Below are 15759 nucleotides of genomic sequence, written 5' to 3'. Positions count from 1 at the left end.
CCGAAAACGCCGATCTGGACCCGTCTCCTGTGCGGGTGACCGCCGCTCTGCGACGTTCGTACCAGGCTCAGCTGAAAACCGCTCTAAGGAGAACGACAAAGCGACATGCCGTCTCTGAGATTTCCCGACAATTTCGTCTGGGGGACCGCGACGTCCTCCTATCAGATCGAGGGGGCTACGAACGAGGACGGCCGCAGCGAGTCCATCTGGGATCGCTTCGCGAAGACGCCCGGTCAGATCGTCGACGGGACCAACGGCGACGTCGCGTGCGACCACTACCACCGGTGGCCCGAGGACATCGCGCTGATGAAGAGCCTGGGCATGATGGCCTACAGGTTCTCGATAGCGTGGCCGCGCATCCTCCCGAACGGCCGGGGCGCGGTGAACCAGAAGGGGCTCGACTTCTACAGCCGGCTCGTCGACGGCCTCCTCGAGGCCGGGATCGAGCCGTACGCGACGCTCTTCCACTGGGACCTGCCGCAGGTGCTCCAGGACGAGGTCGGCGGCTGGCAGCATCGCTCGACGGCGGATGCGTTCGTGGAGTTCGCCGACGTCATCTCGCGGAAGCTCGGCGATCGCGTGAAGAAGTGGATCACGCACAACGAGCCGTGGTGCACGGCGTTCCTCAGCTACGAGAAGGGGATCCACGCGCCGGGCGGGCGCGATTTCAAGAAGGCCCTGGCGGTGAGCCATCACCTCCTGCTCTCCCACGGCCTCGCGGTGCCCGTCGTGCGCAAGAACTGCCCCGGCGCCGAGGTGGGCATCACGCTGAACATGAACTACGCGATGCCCGCGTCGCCGAGCGCCGCCGACTACGACGCCTGCCGCCACTACGACGGGTATTTCAACCGCTGGTTCCTCGATCCGCTGTACGGCCGGCGTTACCCCGCGGACATGATCGAGGACTACATCGCCCTGGGCCACCTCCCGCCGGAGGGGCTGACGGTGTGCAAGCCGGGCGATCTCGAGATCATCGCCACGCAGTGCGACTTCCTCGGCCTCAACTACTACTCGCGCGCGGTGCTGCGGAGCAGCAAGGTGCCCGAGGAGCAGAACCTGCCGAGGACGGTGCACGTCGCGCCGCTCTCCGAGCAGACGGAGATGAACTGGGAGGTGTACCCGGAAGGGCTGCGGCGGCTGCTGCTCCGGCTGCACGTGGAGTACGGCGTGCCGAAGCTCTACGTGACGGAGAACGGCGCGGCCTACTCGGCCGGGCCCGACAAGGACGGCCGCGTCGCGGACACGCAGCGGCTCCAGTTCCTGCGCGATCACTTCGTCGCCGCGCGGCGCGCGATGGACGCCGGGGCGCCGCTCGCGGGGTACTTCGTGTGGTCGCTGATGGACAACTACGAGTGGGATCGCGGCTACTCCCAGCGGTTCGGCATCGTCTGGGTGGACTACGAGACCCAGCGGCGCACCCCGAAGGACAGCGCGCTCTGGTACAAGGGCGTCATCGCGGCCAACGCGGTCGACGACGGCTCCTCGCAGGCGACCTGACCGGCGACGCGCCGCGGATCGCGCGGCGCACAGCGGCCCCGACAGCGGGGAGCATGTCCGTGTGATACGGGCTCAGCCGCTGGGCAGGCGAGTGAGGCGTACGAGAGTACGCCGCAGCGAGCTTCACTCTGCGGATGAGCCAGTCGCGCACGAAGATGCGCGCCGCGATGGCGTCGTCACGTCACGCGGAGCACCTCGTCCAGGGAGGTGACCCCCTCCTTCACCTTGGCGAGCCCGGCCTCGCGGAGCGGCACGAGCCCCACCCTGCGCGCGGCGTCGCGGTACGCGCGCTTTCCCGCCCGCGCCTTCACGAGATCCCGCAGGTCGTCGTCGAGCTCCAGCATCTCGAACAGCCCCATGCGCCCCCGGTAGCCCGTCATGTGACACGTCTGGCACCCGACGCCGCGCTTCAGCTCGGCGCCCTTCTCGATGAGGACCTTGTCCTCTTCGCCCGTCACGGCGGCATCGAGCTCGTACGTCTCCGCGCACTCCTCGCAGAGGCGCCGCACGAGCCGCTGCGCGATCACGGCGAGCAGCGCGTTCGCCACGATCCACGACTCGGCGCCGAGGTCCACGAGGCGCGCGACCGTGTCCACCGCGTCGGAGGTGTGCAGCGTCGACAGCACGAGGTGCCCCGTGAGGCTCGCCTGCAGCGCGATCTGCGCCGTCTCGGGATCGCGCATCTCCCCGACCATGATGACGTCCGGGTCCTGCCGCAGGATCGCGCGCAGGCCCGTCGCGAACGTGAAGCCCTGCCTCGGGTTTGTCTGCCCCTGCGTGATGTCGGCGAACTCGACCTCGATCGGATCCTCCAGCGTGACGATGCTCAGCTCGCTCGTCTTCATCACCTTGATCAGCGAGTAAAGCGTCGACGTCTTGCCGGACCCGGTCGGCCCGCACACGACGATCAGCCCCGAAGGCCGGTCGGCGAGCCGCTCGAGCCGCGGCAGATCCCCCTCGCTGAGCCCGAGCTTGTCGAGCGCGATCAGCTGGTGGCTCAGCAGCACGCGCAGCACGAGCGTCTCGCCGTGGATCGCGGGGAACGTGGAGGCGCGCAGGTGGATGAGCGGGTGGCCGTGCAGCTCCAGGCTGAACTGGCCGTCCTGCGGCAGGCGCCGCTCGGTCATGTCCATCCGCGCGAGCACCTTCACGCGCGAGGTGAGCGACGGCGCGATCTCGATCGGGATCTGCCCTTGCGCCACCATCACGCCGTCGACGCGGTAGCGCACGCGGATGCCGTCGCGCTTCGGCTCGACGTGGATGTCGCTCGCGCCCATCGAGACCGCGCGGCGGACCAGGTGATCGAGCACCTTGACCGCGTCGAGCTCCTCGGACTGCGTGGGGGGGCGGCTGTTGCTCATCGCGCGCCTCCCTTGCCGACGACGTCGATCGTGCGGAGCGAGACCATCTTGAGCTCGTCGGAGGGGGGGAACGTCGCCCAGACGCTGACGCCGTAGCGCCCTGGCCGCCCGCGGTCGTCCAGCGGGACCTGGATGTCGAATCGATTGCCGGTCACCTGCAGAGGAATAGGCGTCTTGAAGCCCTTCGGGAAGAACGTCGCGTAGGGGGGCGGGATCGGGTATCCGCCCATCTTGAGCAGCTTCTCCGGCTTGATCGGCTTCCCCGGCTCGACCCGCGAGATCCCGACGCCCGCGATCTTCGCCGGCGCCGCGATCTCGCCGCCCACCCGGATCACCTCGCCGATCTTCGCCTGCCTGGGCAGCGGCTGGTACGTCCCGTAGTCGTCGACGAACTCCTGCGCCAGGCAGGCGATGTCGAACCCCTTGGCCTTGGCCAGCCCGACGCCGAGCGACGTGTGCGACGCTGTGAGCACGTTGCGCCGGTGCCCGTCGGCCGGGGGCTTCTCGTTCATGAAGGCCTGGTGGACGCGCTCGAGGCTCTCCGCCGTGAAGCGCGGATCCGGATCGAGCTCGCGGGGGATCGCGTCGGCGAAGCAGCCGGCGTTCTCCATCGGGAACCCGTCGCCGCCCGCGGCCGTGTAGCGCTCCTCCGGGACCGAGCCGTCGCTCCCCCAGTGGCCGGTGAAGCCGATGCGGACCATGTCCTCGGCGTGCCGCCGCCCCGCGCGCGCCGCGGTCTCGTCCCACCGCACGGGCGGCAGCTTGTGCGCCGCGCGATCGCGATTCACGAGGGCGAGCACGTACCGCCCCGCCTCCGCGCGGGTCATCCGCTGGCCCGGCGCGGGCGGGGCCTGGGTGCCCTGGGGTTCGACGTCGGCGACCGCGCCGGTGGCCTCACGCTCCGAGGGGCGCGCGCCCTCCTCCGTCGCACCCTCTCTGGCCTTGGCGCCGGAGGGCCCTTCCGCCGGCTCTTTCGCGGCGCTCGCGCCGCACCCGAGCGCGAGCGCGCTCGCGGCGACGAGCCCGAGCCAGAGCGCGCCGGACCGGCGCTCTCGCTGACCCTCCATCGCTCCTGTCCTGCTTCTCCTTGTGACTCCGATGATCGCGCGCATCGTTGCGACCGTAGCGCTTCGCTCTCGCACACGCACCCGCGAGCGCCGCCGCCCTGGGGCGCACGGCGGCGTGTACGGCGGCGCGGTCGAGGTGGTAAGCGATGCGCTACGTGAGCACGTCGTCATCGTCGCAGGGCGCGGTCGCCGCGCACCCGCCCGGGGCCTCCGCGATCGTCCTCGCCGCGGAGCGCGACGGGCGCGGGGCGAACCCGACCGCGGGCGTCCTGTGGATGATCCTGGCCCAGGCGCTCTTCGCCGCGATGAACGTCCTCGCGCGGCTCTCCTCGGAGCACGCGCCGTGGCCCGAGGTGGCGGCGTCGCGCACGCTGGTGGGCGCGGCCACCGCGCTCTGCGTCGCGCTCGTCCGCGGGGCGCCGCTCTCCGTGGGCCGGGGCGACCGGCGCCTCGCGTGGGCGCGCTCGCTCTGCGGCACCGGGGCGATGCTCTGCGGCTTCTACACGCTCGGCACGCCGCAGATCGCGCTCGGCGACGCGGTCACGCTCGGCGCGACGAGCCCGATCTTCGTCGCGATCCTCGCGCCGCGGCTGCTCGGCGAGCGGTCGAGCCCGCGCCTCTGGCTCGCGACCCTGCTCGCCTTCGCGGGCGTCGGGCTGGTCGCCGCGCCGAGGCTCGCGATCGCGGGCGAGATCGCGCTCGTCGCCACGCTCGGCGCCGTCTTCTCGGCGTTCGCCATGATCTGGCTGCGCAGGATCGGCGCCGGCGGGGAGCGCGCGAGTCCCGAGGCGATCGCGCTGCACTTCTCGCTCGTGGCGAGCGCCGCGATGGTCGTGCTGTCGATCCCGGTCTGGCGGACACCCGACGCCCTCGGCGCCCTCCTGCTGATCGGGACGGGGCTCGCCGGCGGCCTTGCGCAGCTCGCGATGACGCGCGCCTATGCGCTCGACAGCGCGGCGCGCATCGGCGCGATCGGCTACGTCGGGGTCGTCCTGTCGCACGTGCTCGCGGCCGCCTGGCTCGGCGAGAGCCCGTCGGCGGACCAGCTGCTCGGGGCGGCGCTGGTCATGGCGGCCGGCCTGTGGCTCGCTGCCCAGGCGCTGCGCGACGCGCGGCGGCCGGCGCGTTGACCGGGATCCACCTCGCGTGAGATAGCGGAGCTCCGCTCAAGGAGGATCTGAATGAAAGCGTTCGCTCTCCAGGGTTCGTTCGGTCTCGACGCGCTCCGCCCGATCGATCTTCCGGATCCGGAGCCAGGGCCCGGGCAGATCGTCCTCCAGATGAGGGCGGCGTCGCTCAACTTCCGCGACCTGCTCGTGGCGAAGGGGCTCTACAACCCGAAGTTCCCGCTGCCGCTCATCCCGCTCTCCGACGGGGTCGGCGACGTCGTCGCCGTGGGGGACGGGGTGACGCGGGTGAAGGTGGGCGATCGTGTGAGCCCGATCTTCAACCAGAGCTGGATCGACGGGGACCTCTCCGCGGACAAGGCGAGGAGGGCGCTCGGCGGGGAGCTGGCCGGCGTGGCCGCGGAGCGGGTGCTCCTCGATGAGCAGGGGGTCGTCGCGGTCCCGCAGCACCTCACGGACGAGGAGGCCGCGTCGCTGCCGTGCGCCGCGGTGACCGCCTGGAACGCGCTCTTCGTGGCGAGCCACGTCAAGGCGGGCGATACGGTCCTCGTGCAGGGCACGGGCGGCGTCTCGATCTTCGCGCTGCAGTTCGCCCGGCTCGCGGGCGCCCGCGTCATCGTCACCTCGAGCAGCGACGAGAAGCTCGAGCGCGCGAGGTCGCTCGGCGCGTCGGAGACCATCAACTACCGCACGAACCCCGACTGGGACGCCGCCGCGCTCTCGCTCACCGGCGGCGTGGGGGTGGATCACGTGATCGAGGTCGGCGGCGCGGGCACGTTCGCCCGTTCGCTCCGCGCGGTCCGGTTCGGCGGGCGGGTGAGCGTCATCGGCGTGCTCACGGGCGGCGCGCCCGGGGACGTCAGCCTGTTCCCCATCCTGATGAAGCAGATCACCGCGCAGGGCATCTTCGTGGGGTCGCGGGCGATGTTCGAGGACATGAACCGCGCGATCGCGGCGAGCGGGCTCCGGCCTGTCGTCGACCGCGTGGTCCCCGTCGCCGAGCTGCGCCAGGCGATCGAGTCCATGGCGAGCGGCGCGCACTTCGGGAAGATCGCGATCCGGTTCTGAGGGAGCCGACCGCGGCAGGCCGCGTCCCTCCGGCGCGGTTGCTGGTCAGCCTTGCCCGAGAAAGATCACAGCGAGGCGGGGAGGCAGGGAGATTTCCTAGGTCTTTTCTCCCTGCCTCCCTGTTCAAATTCGATCAGTACCCGGAAGTGGCCTCGTCAGCCCAAGTCGTTTACGAGTCGTCTACGAACGGATTCCGCGGCCGGCCGCTCGCCTGCGCCGCGCGAGAGGTGGTGGACGATGCGGCTCGATCTGGAGCTCGAGGTCCTGTGTGGTCAGCTCATCGTGGGCGGCTTCGACGGCGCGGAGCCGCCGGCCCGGTACCTGAAGGCGCTCGCCGAGGGGCGGCGGGGCGGCGCGATCCTGTTCCGGCGCAACGTCCCTGACGTGGCCGCCACGGCGCGGCTCTGCCAGGCGCTCGCCGCGGCGGGCGGACCCGATCGGCCTCCCTTCCTCGGCATCGATCAGGAGGGGGGCCGCGTGACCCGCTTGCCCGCGCCGTTCCTGACGCTGCCCTCGATGCGCTCGCTCGGCGAGCTGGGGGACCTCCCGCTGCTGCGCCGCGCGGCGCGCGCCGTCGCGTCCGAGCTCCGGGCCGTCGGCATCAACCTGAACTTCGCTCCGGTGCTCGACGTCGACTCGAACCCGGCGAACCCGATCATCGGCGACCGCGCGTTCGGCCGCGATCCCGGCGCGGTCGCGCGGGGCGCCGTCGCGTTCCTGGAGGGGCTCCAGGAGGAGGGCGTGCTCGCCTGCGGCAAGCACTTCCCCGGGCACGGCGACACGGCGCTCGACAGCCACCTCGCGCTCCCGAGCATCGCGCACGGGCGCGGCCGCCTCGACGAGATCGAGCTGCCGCCGTTCCGCGCGGCGTGCGGCGCCGGCGTCGCCTCGCTCATGACGGCGCACATCGTCGTCGAGGCGCTCGATCCCGGCGTCCCGGCGACGCTCTCGCGCGCCATCTGCACCGACCTCCTGCGCGGCGAGATCGGCTTCGAGGGGGTGCTCTTCTCGGACGATCTCGAGATGGCCGCGATCGCCGCGAACTACGCCGTCGAGGAGGCCGCCGCCGCGGCCGTCTGGGCGGGCTGCGACGCGCTCCTCGTCTGCCACAGCGAGGACCTGCAGGATCGCGTCCACGAGGCGCTCGTGCGCAAGGCCGAGCGCGAGCCGCGCTTCCGCGACCGCTGCGCCGAGGCGGCCGCGCGCTGCCTGGGCGTGCGCCGGCGGTGCCCGCCGCGGCCGGTCTCCTCGCCGGCGGCGCTCGCGGAGATCGTCGCCGGGCCCGCGTCCCGGGCGGTGCTCGAGGACATCGGGCGGGCGCGGGCCGCGGGGGCGGCGACGTGACCGCGCCGCCGGGCGCCGCGTGTGCGGAGGCCGCGCAGCACCCCGAGCGCCCGTTCGCCATCACCGCGCGCCGGCTGGTCACCTGCGACGCGTCCCGCGCCTCGGCCGGCGATCCCCTCGGCGTGATCGAGGACGCCGCGATCGTGGTGCGAGGCGGCGCGATCGACGCGGTCGGCCCGCGGCACGAGATCCTGCGGCCCGAGGCCGGCGTGCCGATCGCGATCGAGGCCGCCGGGGTCGTCACGCCCGGGCTCGTCGACTGCCACACGCACGCGCCCTGGATCGGCTCGCGGGACGCCGAGTACGCGATCCGCATGGCCGGCGGCGACTACGAGGCGATCGCGGCGGCCGGGGGCGGCATCGTCGCGAGCATGCGCGCGGTGCGCGCCGCGGCGGCCGGCGAGCTCGCGGACACGCTCCGCGCCCGCCTCCGCCGGATGGCCGCGCTCGGCGTGACCACCGTGGAGGCGAAGAGCGGCTACGGCCTCGACGAGGCGACGGAGCGCAAGCAGCTCGAGGCGGTCGCCGAGGCGGGGAGGGACGCGCGCCTGCCCCGCGTGGTGCCGACGTACCTCGCGCTGCACGCGCTGCCCCCGGAGGCGGGCGGCGACCGCGCGGCGTACGCCGGGGCCGTCGCGCGCTCCTGGCTGCCCGCGATCGCGGCGGCCGGCCTCGCGCGCTACGTCGACGCGTACATCGACCGGGGCGCGTTCTCGGCGGACGAGGCGCGGCCCGTGCTCGAGCGGGCGCGCGCGCTGGGGCTCGGCGTGCGCGTGCACGTCGGGCAGTTCGCGGAAGTCGGCGGCGCCGTGCTCGCGGCCGAGCTCGGCGCCGCGTCGGCCGATCACCTCGAGCACGTCGCGCCGGAGGGCATCGCGGCGCTCGCCCGGGCAGGCGTCGCCGCCGCGCTCCTGCCGGTGGCGAGCTTCACCCTGCGGCAGGAGCCGCCGCCCGTCGCCGCGCTCCGGGCCGCCGGCGTCCCGCTGATCGTGGGCAGCGACGCGAACCCCGGCACGGCGCCGACCGAGAGCCTGCCGCTCGCGCTCGCGCTCGCGGTGCGGCTCTACGGGCTCACGGTCGCGGAGGCGATCCTGGGCGCGACGCGCGAGGCGGCGGCCGCGCTCGGCCTCGGCGGCGTGTGCGGCGCCGTCCGTCCGGGGCTGCGCGCGGATCTCGCCGTGTGGGACCTGCCCCACGAGAACGCGATCGTGCAGCCCTGGGGCGCGCCCCGCGCGCGGGCCGTGCTGCGCGACGGCGAGGTCATCGCGGCGGCGCGCTGAGGCAGCCGCAAGTCAAGCCTGGACGCGCGTGCACCCTGCGCGTATGCCGCGCCCATGACTGAGACGCAGAGCCCTGTCGCTGTCCCGAGCCGCACGGACAGCTCGTTCGATCCGGTCCCGCTCCTGGCCGAGGAGCTGAGCCTCCCGCGCCAGGGGGTCTCGGCGGTGGCCAAGCTGCTCGCCGAGGGGGCGACGGTGCCGTTCATCGCCCGTTACCGCAAGGAGGCGACCGGCGGGCTCGACGAGGTGCAGATCCGCGCCATCGAGGAGCGCCGCGCCTACCTCATCGAGCTCGAGGAGCGCCGCGCCACGGTGGTCACGGAGATCCAGAAGCAGGGCAAGCTCACCGACACGCTCGCGTCGAAGATCCGCGCCTGCCGCACCAAGGCCGAGCTCGAGGACCTCTACCTCCCCTACAAGCCGAAGCGCCGCACGCGGGCCATCATCGCGAAGGAGCGGGGCCTCGAGCCGCTCGCGGACCGCATGTGGTCGCAGCCGGGCGACGGCAGCCCCGAGGAGGAGGCCCGCGCGTTCGTCAGCGCCGAGAAGGAGGTCCCCGACACGGCGGCCGCCCTCTCCGGCGCGCGCGACATCTGCGCCGAGCGCATCGCCGAGCACGCCGACGTGCGCAAGCTCGTCCGCGAGGCCTACGCGAAGGAAGGCGTCATCAAGGTCCAGAAGAACGAGGAGCACGCGGCCAAGCAGACGAAGTTCGACATGTACGGGAGCTTCGAGGAGCCCGTCGCGAACATCCCGTCGCACCGCTACCTCGCGATCCGCCGCGGCGAGGCCGAGGGCGTGCTCCGCGCCTCGATCGAGCTCGCGCCCGAGCCGCTCGTCCCGCCGATCCACGCCGCGGTGGGGCTGAAGCCGAAGTCGCCGTGGGCCGGCGAGCTCACGAAGGCCGCGGACGACGCGGTGAAGCGGCTCCTGCTCCCCGCCGTCCAGAGCGACGTGCGCGTCGACCTCAAGATGCAGGCCGATCGCGCCGCGGTCGACGTCTTCGCCCAGAACCTCCGCGAGCTCCTCCTCGCCGCGCCCTTCGGCACGAAGGCGGTGCTCGGCATCGACCCGGGCCAGCGCACCGGGTGCAAGTGCGCCGTCGTCGACGAGACGGGCAAGCTCCTCGAGCACACGACGATCTACCTGGTCGGGAGCAGCGACTCGCTCGAGCGCGCGCGCCAGGACCTGCGCCGCATCTGCCGCAAGTACCCGCTCCGCGCGGTCGCGGTGGGCAACGGCACGCACGGCCGCGAGACCGAGGCGTTCGCGAAGGACGTGCTCGCGTCCGAGGGGTTGACCGAGCTGTTCTGCGTCCCGGTGAGCGAGGCGGGCGCGAGCGTCTACTCGGCGAGCGAGGTCGCGCGCGAGGAGTTCCCCGACCTGGACCTCACGGTGCGCGGCGCGATCAGCATCGCCCGCAGGCTGCAGGATCCGCTCGCGGAGCTCGTGAAGGTCGACCCGAAGAGCATCGGCGTCGGCCAGTACCAGCACGACGTCTACCAGGGCCTGCTCGCGAGGAAGCTCGACGAGGTGATCGAGAGCTGCGTCAACCTGGTCGGCGTCGAGCTCAACACCGCGAGCGCCCCGCTGCTCGCCCGCGTCGCCGGCATCGGCCCGAGCCTCGCGAAGAAGATCGTCGCCCACCGCGACCTGCACGGCGCGTTCAAGAGCCGCAAGGGGCTGCTCGACGTCCCCGGCGTCGGCCCGCGGACGTTCGAGCAGGCGGCGGGCTTCGTGCGGGTCCGGGGCGGGGAGCACCCGCTCGACGCGAGCGCCGTACACCCGGAGCGCTACGGCCTCGTCGAGCGCATCGCGGCGGACCTCGGCGTGCCGGTCGGGTCGCTCATCGGCGACACGGCGGCGATCGCGCGGATCGATCCGAAGAAGTACGAGGCCGGCGACGTCGGCTCGTTCACGCTGAACGACATCCTGAGCGAGCTGAAGAAGCCGGGCCGCGACCCGCGCGCCACGTTCGAGCCGCCGAAGTTCCGCGACGACGTGCGGACGATGGAGGATCTCAAGCCGGGCATGGAGCTCGAGGGCGTGGTGACCAACGTCACGGCGTTCGGCGCCTTCGTCGACGTCGGCGTCCACCAGGACGGCCTCGTGCACGTCTCGCAGCTCGCGGACAGGTTCGTGAAGGACCCGAACGAGGTCGCGAAGGTGGGCGAGAAGATCAAGGTGCGCGTCCTCGAGGTCGACCTCGTGCGCAAGCGCATCTCGCTCACGGCGAAGAAGGGCGGCGCCCCCGCCGGCGCGCGTCCCCAGGCGGGCGGCGCTCCCGCCGGCGGCGACGCGCGCGGCCGCAACGATCGCAACGACGGCCGCCGTCCGGCCCAGGGGCAGCAGGGGAAGGGGCAAGGGCAGGGGAGCTCATCGGGCGGCTTCCGCAACAACCCGTTCGCGGATCTGCTCCGAAAGTGAGCGTCGCTCTGGGGCGTGCCTGCCGGAGCTCCGGGGGCACGCCCTAGAAGCCGTGCTCGGCGAAGAAGCGCTCGATCCGGAGCGAGACGAGCTCGGGGAACTCGATCGCGGTGGTGTGGGTCCCGCCGCGGACCACGAGGATCTCGGCCATCGGGATGCGGCGCGCCATCGACTGCGCCAGCGCCCTGGGGGTGAACGCGTCGCGGTCGCCGGTGATGAGCAGCGTCGGTACGTCGATCTGCTCGAGCACGTCCTCGGCGTCGTGGGCGTCCAGCGCGCGGAGGTTGCTGAAGAGCGCGTCCATGTCGAGCTGGCCGAACGGCTTCACGAGCTCGGCGAACGCCTCGCGGTCGAGCGTCTTCCCGAGCAGCCCCATTCGCTTCAGCCACAGCACGGCGTCCGGCGGGTCGATGGTGCTGCCCGTCACCCGGGTCGCCAGCGTGTGAGCGCGCGCCGCGAGCGCCACGAGCTGCGGCAACAGCCGCCCGAGCCCCGGCAGCGGCCCCATCGTCTCCAGCGGCCGGCGGTACGTGCCGTTCAGCAGGACCAGGTTCGCGGCGAGCCCCGGGAGCCTGCGGAACGCCTCCAGCGCCACCTGGACGCCCACGCTCCATCCCATCAGCGAGGCGTGCCGGATCCCTTCGACAGCGAGGATCGCCTCCAGGTCGCGGACGTGGTTCGCGACCGCATAGGCCTCCGGCACGTCGGGCGACGGGCGTTTCGAGGCGTACATCCCGCGGTAATCCCACGTGATGAACCGGTACTGGTCGGAGAGGTACTCGACCTGCGCCCGCCAGGCGAGGCACGGCCCGCCCAGCCCGTTCAGCAGGACCACCGTGTTCGCCCCCTCGAACGGCGGCGGCGTCACGCGGTAGGCGATGTCGGTTCCATCGAAGCTCGTGACCCGCCGGGTCTCCATCCGGATCGAGGGCCGCCGCGAAGGCGGTACCCGCGGACCTCCGCCGGAGGAAGAAGGCGGCGCGCGCCGTCCGCCGCCGGAGGAAGGGGGTGGCGGCGCTTGCCGCCTGCCGGAAGAAGCCGCGGGCGGCGCCTGCGGTCCGCTGCCGGAGGGAGAGGGGGGTCGCGGCGGCCGACCCCCGCCGAACTTGAACGACACCATGAGCCCCCTGCTTCCTACCCGGTCCCTTTGCGGAGGGCCAGGTTGCCGGCGGTCGCCCGCGGCATGATCGGGGACCCGGTACACGTCCAGCGAGGGCGCAGCGGCAGGCCGGCGGAGGCTGCCGTCGGGCCGGATGGCTCGTGCAGTCTGGCGATCGCCCGTCGAAACACATCCTGCGCTGCGATCGCCATCGCGTTGACATTCCAGGCGGCGCGCCGCTAACGTGCCCGGCGGGTTGTCCGCTCGCCCGGCGCTCCCGTCGTGTTGCTGATCTTTCCCTCCCCGCTCCCATGTCGGTCTGTTGGAGGCCGGCCCGTGTCGTCTTCTGTTGCCGCTCGCGCAGGGGCAGCTCCGGTTCGGGCCGTGGTGGGTCGATTCCCTTGGGCGAGCCGGAATTCTCAGCGCGAAGTGGTGCAGCGATCCCGTCCTCGAGGAGCCGATGGCTGAAGAAAAGAAGAAGAGCAAAATCGATCTGAAGGCTCGGCTTGGCAAAACGGCGGTAGGCGGGGCACCGGGAGCGGCCGTCCCCCTTCCCGTGCCTGGCCCGCAGCCCGGATCGGGGCCGCCTCCCGACATGAACGCGGGCCCGGTCGGCATGCCCTCGCCGCATCCGAGCGCTCGGCCGCCGATGCCCTCCGTCGGAGGCATCGCGCCCCCGCCCGGGATCTCGCCAGGCATCCCGTTGCCTCCGTTCGCGCCGGCGCCGCGTCCTGTGATCCAGACGCCCCCGCCCAAGCCGACGGCGGCCGCGCAGACCATCAAGGTCGAGGTCGGTGAGGAGGTCGAGCAGGAGCGCCGGAAGGCGTCGAAGAAGACGGCGCTCTACGCCGGCCTCGCGGCGGTCGTGGGCATCGGCGTGGGCTTCGCCATCGGCGGCGCGAAGGAGCGCGGCGATCGCGGCAAGCTCGCGGTCGAGGGCGCCGCGGCGCTCGAGAAGGACGTGAAGGCCGCCAACGAAAAGATGGCGGAGCTGAAGGAGAAGCTCGATGCGGGCCGGACGGCGCTCGAGGGGAAGAAGTTCCCCACGGAGCTCGTGAGCCAGCTGGGCGGCATCAACGTCCCGTTCGATGCCACAAACCTGGAGGGCAAGCAGATCGGCGGCCTCCCGGGGCGGGTGATGCGCCAGCTCCTCGCCTACACAACGGCGGTCCAGGATCTCAACAAGACAAAGGACAGCCTCAAGAACGTCCTTACGGCCGCGCAGGCTCCCGTCGAGAAATCGTGGAAGGAGCAGGAGGAGCCGGTCGTGAACTTCTCGGTGGTCTTCCGCCGGGACGGCGACAAGACGCTGGCCGAGCTCGTTCCCAACAAGGCGCCGTTCCCGTTCGGCAAGGACTGGCCGGCGAAGTACACGGTGAGCCGTCTCGAGCGCACGCAGCAGGGCATGAAGGCTGCCGAGAAGGAGGCCACCCGCTGGACGAAGGGCGACATCGCCGGCGGCGATCTGCAGGCCCTCCCGGTCGATCCTCAGTCCGTTGCCGGCCTCACGAGCGAGCAGATGGTCTTCCGGCTCGCCAGCGCGATGGCGGACATCCGCAAGACGCTCGATGGCAACAAGGACAACCCCGTCGAAGAGACGCCCGGCCTCATCAAAGAGGGCGACGATCTCGCGAACGAGCTCCACAAAATCTCCCTCGCCCGCTGAGCGGCACGCGCCCGCTTCGGATACGGGCCCACCTCGACGTTTTCGGTGCTCGGCGTACGGGAGTACGCCTGCGCGCCGAAAACGCCGATCTGGGCCCGTCTCCTGTGCGGGCACGCGCCGCTCGGCCACGCAAATCGGAAGAACCGCGCCCGGAGGTTTCCCTGGCCTGGCGGTCGAGGAGAGCCGTTCCTGAAGGGGCGGGGATCCTCCAGGGATGACGTCAGGCCCGGAGCGAGGGGGGTCGTCGCGCGGCACGGCGCGGGGATGGGCCGATGTCCGAGCGGGAGGGGAAGGAGGGGGATCCTCCCGGGATGACGCTAGGCCCGGAGCGAGGGGGGGCGTCGCGCGGCACGGCGCGGGGATGGGCCGATGTCTGAGCCCAAATGACAAAGCTCCTCCGGCGAAGCCGGAGGAGCTTTGTCATTTGGGCGAGTTCGGCGGGGCCCCGCGCCGTGCCGCGCGACGCCCCCCCTCGCTCCGGGCCGTGCCGCTTGGCAGTGCCTCCCCGCGCGCGGCCTGCCGCTTCAGGCAGCGCCGCCGGCGCCCATCGCTCGGGGGCGGACGATCTCCACCTTTCCGATGTGCCGCTCGTCGCTGTCCCGCACGATGAAGCGCAGCCCGAACTTGCTCACGGCCGTGCCCACCTCGGGCACCTTGCCCACGTGCTGCGTGATCATCCCGCCGAGCGACTCGTACTTTCCCTCCCGGTCGAGCTCCGCGCCCAGGTAAGCCGAAAGATCGCTCATCGACACGGCAGCGTCCGCGACAAGCCGCCCATCGCCCAGATCCTGGATGGCCGCCCCGTCGTCCGTCTCGTCGTGCTCGTCCCGGATGTCGCCGACGATCTCCTCGAGCACGTCCTCCAGGGTGACAATCCCCGACATCCCACCAAACTCGTCGACAACGATGGCGAGGTGCTGTCTCCGGCTCTTCATCTCGCGGAGCAGGGAGGAGAGCGGCTGCGACTCGGCGACGAAATTGGCCGGGCTCCGCGTGATCTCCCGGAGCGTCGTGTTCTTGAGCCGGCGCTCCTCGAGGACCTTGAAGAGGTCCTTCGCGTAGAGCAGACCAGCGATGTTGTCGGTCTGATCCTTGTATACCGGATATCTCGAGTGCCCACTCTCGGTGACGATCTCCAGCACCTTCTCGAGCGGAGTGGAGATCTCGATGGCCTCGACCTTGGAGCGCGGCACCATCACGTCCCGCGCCGTGAGATCGGCGAACTCGAGCACATTCCGGATCATCTCCGCCGGCTCTCGCCCGAACAGACCAGAGCGCTCGACCTCATCGACGAGGATCTCGACCTCCGCCTCGGCAACCCGCGGGTCCGACGGCTGCTCACCATCCCGCGGCCCCAGCTTGGAGCCGATCCAGCCGAGCGGTACAGCGAGCGGGAGCATCGCGATTTCGAGGGGGCGCAAGAACCGCACCGCCATCGATGCTGCCCGATCGGCGTGCTTGCGGCCCAGCGTGGAGCTGACCTCGTAAAGGGCTCCGCTGACGACGATCGTGGTCGCCAGCCCGAGATAGAGCGCAGCACCAGGGACGATCCGCCCGAAGAAGAGGTCGAAGCAGGCGGCCGTCAGGCTGGTCGAGACGACCCAGCCGAGCAGGTAGCGGGAACGGAGCTTGGCGTCTTCTTGACGAATCCGCTCGTAGGCGGCCTTCGTCGGGCCCGTCGACTGCTCAATCAGCGCGCCGAGCCTTGTCGCGCTCAGCGTCGTCAGTGCGGTGTCGGCGCCGACGAACAGCGAGCCAAGTACAGCAGAGAGAACTGCAGCGCCGAGCGCTGGCAATGGAACGAAATCGGGACTCAAACAGAG

11 protein-coding genes are annotated in these 15759 nt (G+C 71.9%); 7 read left to right on the top strand and 4 right to left on the bottom strand.

Translation table 11 applies throughout. From position 1 onward, the window contains the following. Nucleotides 1-105: 105 nt before the first annotated feature. Nucleotides 106-1497, top strand: coding sequence for a GH1 family beta-glucosidase (locus WME90_RS22135; protein ID WP_437283158.1), 1392 nt, complete (start codon nucleotides 106-108; stop codon nucleotides 1495-1497). A 176-nt stretch (nucleotides 1498-1673) separates the two neighbouring features. Here WME90_RS22135 and WME90_RS22130 read toward each other — a convergent pair whose 3' ends face one another. Both WME90_RS22130 and WME90_RS22125 read right to left on the bottom strand, forming a co-directional pair. Continuing rightward, a complete protein-coding gene (locus tag WME90_RS22130) occupies nucleotides 1674-2858 on the bottom strand; it encodes a GspE/PulE family protein (RefSeq protein ID WP_437283157.1) in 1185 nt (394 codons plus the stop codon). Next, the gene (locus WME90_RS22125; RefSeq protein ID WP_437283156.1) at nucleotides 2855-3925 is read right to left on the bottom strand and encodes a CAP domain-containing protein; all 1071 of its coding nucleotides are present in this window, start codon (nucleotides 3923-3925) and stop codon (nucleotides 2855-2857) included. The genes WME90_RS22130 and WME90_RS22125 overlap by 4 nt, the downstream gene beginning before the upstream one ends. 146 nt (nucleotides 3926-4071) lie before the next feature. Here WME90_RS22125 and WME90_RS22120 point away from each other — a divergent pair, with 146 nt between their 5' ends. From WME90_RS22120 to WME90_RS22100, 5 genes are all read left to right on the top strand, one after another. Beyond that, nucleotides 4072-5055, top strand: a complete 984-nt coding sequence (locus tag WME90_RS22120; RefSeq protein ID WP_437283155.1) for a DMT family transporter — start codon at nucleotides 4072-4074, stop codon at nucleotides 5053-5055. Nucleotides 5056-5106: 51 nt separating this feature from the next. Continuing rightward, nucleotides 5107-6120, top strand: a complete 1014-nt coding sequence (locus WME90_RS22115) for a zinc-dependent alcohol dehydrogenase family protein (RefSeq protein WP_437283154.1) — start codon at nucleotides 5107-5109, stop codon at nucleotides 6118-6120. Nucleotides 6121-6357: 237 nt separating this feature from the next. Continuing rightward, nucleotides 6358-7464, top strand: a complete 1107-nt coding sequence (gene nagZ / locus WME90_RS22110; RefSeq protein WP_437283153.1) for a beta-N-acetylhexosaminidase — start codon at nucleotides 6358-6360, stop codon at nucleotides 7462-7464. Beyond that, the gene (hutI, locus tag WME90_RS22105) at nucleotides 7461-8744 is read left to right on the top strand and encodes an imidazolonepropionase (RefSeq protein ID WP_437283152.1); all 1284 of its coding nucleotides are present in this window, start codon (nucleotides 7461-7463) and stop codon (nucleotides 8742-8744) included. The genes nagZ and hutI overlap by 4 nt, the downstream gene beginning before the upstream one ends. A gap of 54 nt (nucleotides 8745-8798) precedes the next feature. Beyond that, entirely contained in the window at nucleotides 8799-11171 is a 2373-nt protein-coding gene (locus WME90_RS22100; RefSeq protein WP_437283151.1) for a Tex family protein, read from the top strand. A 43-nt stretch (nucleotides 11172-11214) separates the two neighbouring features. Here the strand turns inward: WME90_RS22100 and WME90_RS22095 are convergent, their stop codons facing one another. Next, complete coding sequence (locus tag WME90_RS22095; RefSeq protein WP_437283150.1) at nucleotides 11215-12090, bottom strand: alpha/beta fold hydrolase; 876 nt, start codon at nucleotides 12088-12090, stop codon at nucleotides 11215-11217. An 829-nt stretch (nucleotides 12091-12919) separates the two neighbouring features. Here WME90_RS22095 and WME90_RS22090 point away from each other — a divergent pair. Then, the gene (locus WME90_RS22090; RefSeq protein WP_437283149.1) at nucleotides 12920-13936 is read left to right on the top strand and encodes a formin; all 1017 of its coding nucleotides are present in this window, start codon (nucleotides 12920-12922) and stop codon (nucleotides 13934-13936) included. A gap of 524 nt (nucleotides 13937-14460) precedes the next feature. Here WME90_RS22090 and WME90_RS22085 read toward each other — a convergent pair. Next, entirely contained in the window at nucleotides 14461-15753 is a 1293-nt protein-coding gene (locus WME90_RS22085; protein ID WP_437283148.1) for a hemolysin family protein, read from the bottom strand. Nucleotides 15754-15759: the final 6 nt, after the last annotated feature.

It is taken from the genome of Sorangium sp. So ce375 (assembly GCF_051473855.1).
Classification (GTDB): domain Bacteria; phylum Myxococcota_A; class Polyangia; order Polyangiales; family Polyangiaceae; genus Sorangium.
The sequence above is the reverse complement of the archived record's forward strand: the minus strand, read 5'-3'. Positions and strand labels throughout refer to the sequence as shown.

Excerpts from the sequence above, each read along its gene's own strand:
- WME90_RS22135 (WP_437283158.1), top strand. The coding sequence starts at position 106 with ATGCCGTCTCTGAGATTTCCCGACAATTTCGTCTGGGGGACCGCGACG.
- WME90_RS22130 (WP_437283157.1), bottom strand. The coding sequence starts at position 2,858 with ATGAGCAACAGCCGCCCCCCCACGCAGTCCGAGGAGCTCGACGCGGTC.
- WME90_RS22125 (WP_437283156.1), bottom strand. The coding sequence starts at position 3,925 with ATGGAGGGTCAGCGAGAGCGCCGGTCCGGCGCGCTCTGGCTCGGGCTC.
- WME90_RS22120 (WP_437283155.1), top strand. The coding sequence starts at position 4,072 with ATGCGCTACGTGAGCACGTCGTCATCGTCGCAGGGCGCGGTCGCCGCG.
- WME90_RS22115 (WP_437283154.1), top strand. The coding sequence starts at position 5,107 with ATGAAAGCGTTCGCTCTCCAGGGTTCGTTCGGTCTCGACGCGCTCCGC.
- nagZ (WP_437283153.1), top strand. The coding sequence starts at position 6,358 with ATGCGGCTCGATCTGGAGCTCGAGGTCCTGTGTGGTCAGCTCATCGTG.
- WME90_RS22100 (WP_437283151.1), top strand. The coding sequence starts at position 8,799 with ATGACTGAGACGCAGAGCCCTGTCGCTGTCCCGAGCCGCACGGACAGC.
- WME90_RS22095 (WP_437283150.1), bottom strand. The coding sequence starts at position 12,090 with ATGGAGACCCGGCGGGTCACGAGCTTCGATGGAACCGACATCGCCTAC.
- WME90_RS22090 (WP_437283149.1), top strand. The coding sequence starts at position 12,920 with ATGCCCTCCGTCGGAGGCATCGCGCCCCCGCCCGGGATCTCGCCAGGC.